This is a genomic window from ANME-2 cluster archaeon, from assembly GCA_014237145.1.
Taxonomy (GTDB): Archaea; Halobacteriota; Methanosarcinia; order Methanosarcinales; family Methanocomedenaceae; genus Methanocomedens_A.
Window position 1 is genome coordinate 1 of the sequence record JAAXOC010000026.1, and the last position, 9,003, is coordinate 9,003.

11 protein-coding genes are annotated in these 9,003 nt (G+C 41.4%); all 11 read right to left on the reverse strand.

All coding sequences use genetic code 11. From position 1 onward, the window contains the following. Window positions 1–488: 488 nt before the first annotated feature. A complete protein-coding gene (locus HF974_03700) occupies window positions 489–1,232 on the reverse strand; it encodes a methyltransferase domain-containing protein (GenBank protein ID MBC2697443.1) in 744 nt (247 codons plus the stop codon). Continuing rightward, window positions 1,229–1,393 carry a hypothetical protein gene (locus tag HF974_03705; protein ID MBC2697444.1) on the reverse strand — a complete coding sequence of 55 codons (165 nt, stop codon included), beginning with the start codon at window positions 1,391–1,393 and terminating at the stop codon, window positions 1,229–1,231. Before HF974_03705 ends, HF974_03700 begins: the two co-directional genes overlap by 4 nt. Before the next feature lie 15 nt (window positions 1,394–1,408). Then, window positions 1,409–2,032, reverse strand: coding sequence for an HAD family hydrolase (locus tag HF974_03710; GenBank protein MBC2697445.1), 624 nt, complete (start codon window positions 2,030–2,032; stop codon window positions 1,409–1,411). Window positions 2,033–2,056: 24 nt separating this feature from the next. Beyond that, window positions 2,057–3,592, reverse strand: a complete 1,536-nt coding sequence (locus HF974_03715; GenBank protein ID MBC2697446.1) for a 2,3-bisphosphoglycerate-independent phosphoglycerate mutase — start codon at window positions 3,590–3,592, stop codon at window positions 2,057–2,059. A 246-nt stretch (window positions 3,593–3,838) separates the two neighbouring features. Next, window positions 3,839–4,843, reverse strand: a complete 1,005-nt coding sequence (locus HF974_03720) for a hypothetical protein (GenBank protein MBC2697447.1) — start codon at window positions 4,841–4,843, stop codon at window positions 3,839–3,841. Window positions 4,844–5,065: 222 nt separating this feature from the next. Continuing rightward, window positions 5,066–5,746, reverse strand: coding sequence for a hypothetical protein (locus tag HF974_03725; GenBank protein ID MBC2697448.1), 681 nt, complete (start codon window positions 5,744–5,746; stop codon window positions 5,066–5,068). Between the two features lie 117 nt (window positions 5,747–5,863). Further along, window positions 5,864–6,652 carry a hypothetical protein gene (locus HF974_03730; protein ID MBC2697449.1) on the reverse strand — a complete coding sequence of 263 codons (789 nt, stop codon included), beginning with the start codon at window positions 6,650–6,652 and terminating at the stop codon, window positions 5,864–5,866. Between the two features lies 1 nt (window position 6,653). Then, window positions 6,654–7,364 (reverse strand): hypothetical protein, encoded by a 711-nt coding sequence (locus HF974_03735; protein MBC2697450.1) that lies wholly within the window; start codon window positions 7,362–7,364, stop codon window positions 6,654–6,656. A 10-nt stretch (window positions 7,365–7,374) separates the two neighbouring features. Then, entirely contained in the window at window positions 7,375–7,557 is a 183-nt protein-coding gene (locus HF974_03740) for a hypothetical protein (protein ID MBC2697451.1), read from the reverse strand. Next, window positions 7,554–8,156: a DUF1673 family protein gene (locus HF974_03745; GenBank protein MBC2697452.1), complete on the reverse strand. Its 603-nt coding sequence runs from the start codon at window positions 8,154–8,156 to the stop codon at window positions 7,554–7,556. The genes HF974_03740 and HF974_03745 overlap by 4 nt, the downstream gene beginning before the upstream one ends. A 91-nt stretch (window positions 8,157–8,247) precedes the next feature. Then, a complete protein-coding gene (locus tag HF974_03750) occupies window positions 8,248–8,937 on the reverse strand; it encodes a hypothetical protein (GenBank protein MBC2697453.1) in 690 nt (229 codons plus the stop codon). Window positions 8,938–9,003: the final 66 nt, after the last annotated feature.

The following is a 9,003-nucleotide window of genomic DNA, read 5'->3' on the forward strand; positions in this document are numbered from 1 at the left end:
GGGGGGGGTCAAAATTGGTGGGAAAAAGGGGTCAATTTTCAACGGGAATCTTCACACTGTTTTTTCCAGTTTATTTATGTGTTTTTGGGACCGACTGACGTAATTATTTTAAATGCGATACAAATAAGGCCAGCGTAAAATATTCTGTGGTGGTGGGCTGACCCCGCTTTCTCAAGGAGTCCCTTAAGGGAATTTCCCTTGATTTATTTACTCCACACAAGTGCAGTGCAATTGTGCCAACGTTGCTTTCAATGAAGGATCACCGATCATCCGGTTTAAGAGATCTTAGTGGACCCCATGCCTTTCACAACATTGATGACCGACCAACACCTAGTATTATATTCATGTGCTGACTGACCACCCGGTCCTTCATTACCAGCCCACCTGACTCCAGTGTCGTCAGTATTCTCACTGATACACACAACTGGAGTAATTAACTATGTTATCTTGAAAATTAATATATTTTTTGGTAACAGAATTGGTAACAATCAAGGTATCCTGGCAAATGTGACATAGCCCGAATGTCCCACCCTGGTCGTAGACGGACGCGTCCCTCTTTCGCTAAAGGATATTTCACGCTGGGTACATTCAAAGGTGACAACCTCTTCAAGTTCGATCATACTGATGGCATTACGCACATCCTTTGCCTGTTCCACAAAAGGTGAGAACACCACGCAAAAACCGCCCGGGTTCAACACTTCAGGCACAAGCGGTACAACATCGGATGCATGTTGCAGATCAAGGGTGACCACATCAAAGGTCTCATCAATTGAATGTATCTCCTGCAGTATATCCCCATATCGCACATCCACATTATCAAGACCTGCAAGGGCGATATTAGACCTGGCCACATCCAGGAAATCCTGCCTGGCCTCATACGATAGCACCCTTTTTGCTATAAGTCCTAGATAAATAGCAAGGATGCCCGAGCCAGTGCCTGCATCCAGTACAGTGTCTTGTTTATTCAGACCGGTATGGGATATGATCATACCGATGTCCTTTGGATTTACAGGCGCTCCGGTTCTTTTCAACTTCCCAAAAAAATCAGGGGCCCTTGGACAGCGTGTCTTTAATTCAAATCCCAGGTGCGATGCAATAGGATCACCGTACTCCATTTCAAGCAATCTGTCCAGCTTGAACACACCCACTTCTGTATGCAGGTCCCCGTTACCTGCCGTTACAAAATAGTTCTTACCGCTGCCTTTTAAAAGTACCGGGTTCCCTGTTTTCAAAGTAAATCACGCACCAGTGGAACGATCTGGGTAATATGGTCGATCACTGCATCCGATTCGCGGCACAATCTTTCAGGCCTTGAGTTTCGCTGCTGGACTGTCAACACAGCAAAATCGGCTTCCCTGAATGCCATTATGTCATTAATAGCATCTCCTACCATAACGACCTTTTCATCTTATAGTTTAAGTTCCCTGATGATCCTGCATTTACGCTGCGGAGTTGAAAGCCCGAAGGTATGCTCCTTTTTGACACCGATACTTCTTGATACCATTTCAACATCCTCCTGCTTATCGCCTGATGCAATAAATGTATCTACACCTAACGCTTCAAGCTGGGATACAACATCCTCTGCTTCAGGATACGGGCATCCGCCCGTACTCAATGTATATGGGATACAACGTCGGGCCGCATCGACCATCAGGCCCACGCCCAAATATTGCTTATTATCACAGCGATCCCATACTGCTTCCAGCACTTCCTGGAGGTCAGATACCAGTGCTAAGGGATCAGAACTGATAATGGAATGTGCCTCATCAATACTCAATGATTTTTTGCTGCAACCAATATCGATCTTAACATTTAATTCCTTAATACATCGATGTACCGGATAACTCCCGTCCATCTGCATCAACTGTTCTGGCTCAATGTGCAGAATAATAATGGCAAAATCGGGATTAGTTCCTGCAAGGTCAGTTGTCACAATATCATAATAAATGGAACCGCTCCTGAGGTCCTTTGCTGCCCTGTACATGTCTAAAAGTGTGCCTGCACTGTCAAAGACCACTGCTGTTTTTACCATATGCAGGTCTATTTGGAATTATTCTTAATTATCTTTTCTGAGGAGAAGGGACTGCCCCGTCATCTGGGGCGGCACATCCAGGTGCAGCAGTTCCAGTATGGTGGGGGCGATATCTGCGAACATACCGTCTTTAAGGTCCACATCCATATCTGATACAAATACCAGGGGCACCCGGTTGGTGGTGTGTGTAGTATGCGGGCTCTTATCCTCATAATAGATCATCTGCTCACTATTGCCGTGGTCTGCCGTGATAACGGCAACACCGCCCATATCCTCTACTGCCCGAACCACCCTGCCCAGGCATTCGTCCACAACCTCTACGGCCGTAACGGCAGCATCCATAACGCCAGTGTGCCCGACCATATCCGGGTTGGCATAGTTCAGTATGATCACATCGTAACCGCCTGATACGATCTTTTCCACAACAGCATCTGTGACCTCATAAGCACTCATCTCAGGCTTCAGGTCATAGGTTGCCACATCCGGAGAATGTATGAGTATCCTGTCCTCTCCTTTACAGGGTTTTTCCACACCACCGTTAAAGAAGAACGTCACATGGGCATATTTTTCAGTCTCAGCAATATGAAGCTGTTTTTTTCCATTTTTTGACAGGTATTCCGTCAGTGTGTTGTCAATGTGTGCAGGCGGGAAGGCTATTGGAAGATCAAATGTCTCATCGTATTGGGTCATGCAGACGAAATAGAGGTTCAATTCTTTCTGTCGTTCAAACCCTGAAAAATCCTGCATTGTCAAGGCCCTGGTAAGTTCCCTTGCCCTGTCAGGCCTGAAATTGAAAAAGATCACAGCATCATTATCCTGTATGGTAGCTGTTGGATGGTTCCCGTCCAGTATAACGGTGGGTTTGACAAATTCGTCATTTTCCCCTCTCTTATAGGCAGCCCTTACCGCACTTCCTGCATCGGGTGATGCCAGGCCTTTGCCAGGTACTATGGCATCATAGGCAAGCTGGACACGTTCCCACCTGTTGTCCCGATCCATTCCATAATAGCGACCGCCAATTGTAGCAATTTTTCCTGTACCAAGTGTTCGCATCAGATCTTCGGTCCGGGTGATATATTCTCCTGCACAGTGCGGCGGGACGTCCCGGCCGTCAAGGAATGCATGGACAAAAACCTGTTCAAGTCCTGCATTCTTTACCATCTCCAGCAGTGCAGACAAGTGCTCGATGTGACTATGCACTCCCCCATCCGAGAGCAGACCAATCAAATGAAGTGATGAGCCGTTTGTCAGTGCATGTTCAACTGCGTCGGTCAGTACCTTATTAGAAAAGAAATCGCCATCCGCAATCGATTTATCTATCCTTGTGATATCCTGGTATACCACGCGACCACTACCCAGGTTCAGGTGACCTACTTCACTATTTCCCATCTGGCCCGGGGGAAGTCCAACTGCCTTGCCTGAAGCTTCCAGTGTGGAATTGGGATATTTTCCCATCAGGTAGTCCATCACCGGTGTATCAGCATTGGCTATTGCATTTCCTTCAATTTCAGGGTTTATACCCCAGCCATCAAGTATGATAAGAATGAGTGGTTTAGGGATGTTCATTTTCATATCTTCTTTTTGAACGTTTAGGAAAATATATACTTTCCTGTAGGCTTAAAAAATGCGAACGAAGTGAGGATTTTCTTGGCCATCCATACCTTAAATAATTGTGCTATATAGAGGCTGTCCGGCAATTCAAAAAGTAATTGTTAGACTGCCTCTATAATCCATCAGCAAACCAGACTCTGCATCGTGCAACCTTTGCTGATCCGGATATTACACATTCCCTACCTTATATCTTAATTATTTCCTCTTCAAAAGAAACGTCACTAATAGGAGTCCTGCAACTGTGAATATTACTTCAAATCCCGGTAATCCACTTTCATCTTCCGGCAATTCACTTTCATCTTCCGGTAACCCAACTTTGTCTTTATCTTCTATTACCTCCAGTCCCTCTCCACCAGCTATTCCAGTTTCGTTGGTGATTTCCAGATCCAGAGAATATTCTCCGTAATCATCATCATATGAAGTGATCCCGATGTAGATATCACCACTATAGGTTATTTCCTGGGTTGTTTTAGTAATCGCATCCGGATTATTTGGATACTCTGTTGCAATTTCTATCCTATCTTCATCGTAAAGTGTAAAACCTCTCATCCTGTCGCTTGGCGGGGTCACTTTAACGTTTAGCACTGTTCCCGCTTCAACAGCCATCCTGTAGAGATCTTTAGTGTCCGTACCCAGCGATCCAGATAGATAACCGTTATGAGTCCCTTCTATTATCTCCATAGCTGTTTCAAACGTGGCTCCTGCATCTGTTTGACTTTCGGCATCGAAATTATCATCGATAGTGATAATGTATTTTGTACCTGTCACGGTATCAAGAATCCCGCCACCACCAACGCTCAGGTAATATGTATAAGAACTCTCCTGTGAACCGGGCAGCCAGAGATGACTTCTGGATTCAGCCGCACCAACCACATTCTTCAAAGGATTATCATATTCCGGAAGCAGTATTACCCCATCTATGTCATACAATTTAGCACTGCTGATTATAGTTCGATTTTCCACTACCGGATTAATAACTTTGATTGTAAGCAACTGTCCGGCATTAACTTTATTTGTAAGTTTAAAGTATTCCGGTGTATCAAATGGAATGTCATGACCTGTCACATAACTTCCCGGATCTATCTCAATTGCGTCATCAAAACCATTACCACCATCTAGCAGTGTCTGCTGCGCACTTACTATTCCTGCTGTTCCAATAATGACTAGACCTATCAAGATGAACATTTTCAATTTTTTCATGTTATCAACTCTTTATTTATTTTCCAATTAAAATAAAAGTTAACTGAATTAATGCAAAATCTCCATTGTATTTTTTCTGCTAATCTATAAATAAATTGCTATTTTTCAATATTCGCTAATAATTAATATTACTCATGCAACTACTTCTACTCCTACAACAACTCCTACAACTTTTCCTATTTACGTTGTTGGGTGGAGGAAAGGTTCTCCCCTCACACCAGTTCATTCACTGGCTTTATTTGCTTCCACTATAGCCCTTCTGCCTTCATCCTTGTTCTTGTCCATGAAACACCTGGAAGCACAGGCCAGCAGTTTCTCTTTAGTAGGAGACATATTAGAACGCTCATACGATTCAAGACCCCGGTTGGTCCAACCCTCTTCAAAACACCTGTCACCACACAGAGTAAGCAACTCATCAGTCGGCGTCTTATTTGCTTTTTCATAGGCCTCCAGCCCGGGATATAACTTACCCTCTTCAAAACACTTGTTGCCACAACTGAGCAGTTCCTCTTCCGGCACTTCCTCACCTGCCGCCTTAAAGGCATCCAGGCCCTTGTTAAGCTCTCCTTCCAGCAGGCATTTGCGGCCCGCCTCAATGAGCTTGTCTTTCGGGAGTGGTACTCCAAGGAATTTAATTGCATTAATAGCTGAATATATCTGCCCTTCCTCAAGATATTTATCGATCCAGCCAAAGAGCATATCGTCAGGCAGCTCGACACCTGCAGCTTTTGAACCTTCCACAGCTTTCGAAAGCCATCCCTGATCAAGATACTGGAAAATATAACTATTGATCTCCTCTTCAGAAAGTTGGGCCCCCATCTCCTTTGAGATATCTATAGCCTCAGCCATCCGGCCTTTTTCCAGGATGTTTTTAAGGTAAGCGGTTAGTTTTTCATCATTCATTTTATCGTTTATAGTCTAATTGACTGACATTTAAGTGTTGTTGTCTGGTTGTGAGATGTTCTGTAACCTGGAAAAACCAAAGCTTAGTCGGGAACATTCCTGTAGTGTTAGATGCTTTCATTTTTTTGGACAAACTGCCGCCACTTGACCAGCAGTACCGGGCTGATAATTCCTACTAAGATCACCTGAATGCCTGTTTGCTTTTTTAAGTATATCTGCAATCTGATGTGCATCTTTCGTATGCATCATTAAATGGTTGATTGATGGATGTGGATTAAAATGAATCCGGATACGGTAAACTGATTTTGAACCAATGTACATGATATATCCATAACCAAAACAAAAAACAACCCATATGAGACTTTGAGTAAGGTCTTCCATTGGTTCTCCTGCAAATGTCTGTGAAAGAAGGGTGAAAAGCCAAAGTATTCCTACTATGAATAAGCCCCAGTACGCTAATCTGTATAGTTTATTTTTTTGTACCTGTACTGTATTTATTGAATCTAAAGTATGGGTTGTTGAACCCAAAATCCGTTGAAATATAGTACTGGCCCTGATATACTTACTATTAATTTCAACGCTTGATCTCGATATGATAAACTGTGTTAACACAATGGAAAACATTATTAATTCAATTCCATATTTATTAAAAAAGGAATCATGTCCGGATATATGATAGAGAACAAAAACAGTGAAAGCAAAGAGTAATCCAATAATCGCCTCTTTTCTTAACCCCGCAACATAAGTATTTTTCAAAAGTATAGGCAGTAATGTGGGTTGATTTGTATCATTATATGTTAGTGACGAGGATGATCCTAAATTATTATGTGGGATCGGATAATTATTCAAATTCAGGTTTGGGCACCATCCCAACATTCTCTTGACATCTTGAAATGAAACAGCCATCTCACTTTACCCCCCTGTAATGTTCAATAGCAGCCTGTATCCCGGATGCGGTCATCTGGTCTGTTATGACTGAATAATACGGTGAGAGTTCATACCACTTTTTCTTTCTGGATTCGATATACAATTGTGTATCCAGATTATGTTTTTCCCGGTCTTGCTTATGTTTCACAAGCAAGTACCATGGCAGCAAGGGGGCAATTGATACAATCAATTTCCATTCCCCGGATATTACTGAATGAGCAAGAAATGCAACAAGGATCATTAGCCCTATTGCTTTTAATGCGATTGAAGGTTTATTCCATTTAAATGTTTTAACTGATTTAATGTCCCTGTAGTTTAGTACGACATCTCTTAGTTCGAATGACTTTAAGTGCACACCGTTTTCATCAATAGAAATACTCGCCTGAAACATTTTTAATTCAAGGAAATAAAGTAAGGAATACATTATCATGAGAATTGGAATCAATACTGCATAATCCAGATTCCGGCCAAACATCAAAACCAGATTCACGCTTATAACACAGAAAAAAGTGAATACTGATTTGTTAGCAAAGAACATTACATTGTTAGATTCAAATTTTTCAACATTTGATCCACCAGATGCCATTTGTGAAGGATTTACAAAATCGACATGTTGGATCGTGTTGTATTTAGCTGGAGTTACACCCGGGCACCATCCCATCATCCTTTTCATTCTATCTGCTATATCCACCAGAATCTGATCACATCCTCTGTTTTTTTCCGTCCCTCTGCCAGAGGTACATCAAGACACTTCCCAGAAGAAAGCCGCTCGCAACACTAAAGGATAATAGCCAGTCAATCCTTCCGTCCATAAAATTGCTAAAAAGAGCCGAAAATATGAATACGGATACTGCCATCACAATTCCCTGCTTAATCGTATTCATTTGCTCCCCCCTACTTCAGCATCTACTGCATAAAAAGATGCTTTCTCTACAATCAATGTCTTCTTATTTTTCCACTCCCAGTAAACCACTTCAAAAAACTGGGTCCAGACAATTAAAATGAAACCTGAACTAAAGGCAGAAATATCTCTAATGTTACGGCCAGTCTTTACAGCAAAATAACTGCTGATAAAGATGACAATGACTATGAGTCCAATTATGATCAGATAGTTAACTAACATCTGCTTCCTGGTTACCTGCAACCTTCTAAATCCTCCGGCAGCAGCCTTGTTGAGTTTGCGCCATTCAGTTACTCCTGTAAATAGGCTTAACACTAAACCTGAGATTATACCTGTCATGAATACGTCCAATCTGTTTATCCCTTCTGAAATAAAAAGCCAAATAGCCACCAGCATGAGAATTAGTGAGTACAATAAAATCCGGTTGCGATATTTAGTCAACCACCCAGAAGTCAATTGAGGTAATTCATTATCACTATCGGATGCATTTACCACAATGTCATCGAACTGCATTGCTTTTCTGGCTTCCATAGCACCCACATTCGGGCACCATCCCATCATCCTTTTTACCTTATCGACCATGTTCGCAATCATTTCAATCACTAGACCCTATTAGTTCTGTTAAATACCTCAATAAGAAATGCATACGGATGCACCCTCAGTATTGATAAATTCACGTGTCATCACCTACTGCACCATTACCTGAATCCTTGCTTGCTTCCTCAAGTAAGTCTGCAATATCCCGCGCTTCCTTTGCATAAATATACAAATTGTTGATAGATGGATGTGGATTAAAGCTGATTTGAATCTGGTAATCTGATTTTAATGTGACATACATGATATAGCTCCAACCAAAACAAAAAATAATCCCTACGATACTTGGGGTAAGTTCTCCAATAGTTTTTCCTGCAAAAAGATGAGACAAAAATAATAAAATATAAGATAATCCTATAATGAAAATAACCCATAATATAAATTTTCCTAGTTTATTATTTTTCTCTATATGTATTGTGTTTATTGAATCTAATGAATGAGTTGTTGAACCTGCAATACAATGAAATAGTGTGCGGACCTCGATAAATTTATCATTGATTTCAATATTTGACTTGGATAATGCAAACTGTGTTAACACCAATGCTAACATTACTAATTGAATCTCATATTTATGAATTAAGGAATTATTTGAGAAAAAAATAACAGTCAAAATTGAGATTATGCCAATGAAGTTTTCTTTTACTAATCCTCCAGCATAAATATTTTTATAAAATGATGGCAAAGATGTTGATCGAATGGTTTCATTACGTTGTGAAAATGATTTTGAATAATTAAAGGATAATGGATCTTTTCCCATATCCCTATTCACATTCGGGCACCACCCCATCATTTTTTTTATATTTTCGAGGTTGAATGTTATAGGCTCACCTCCAGT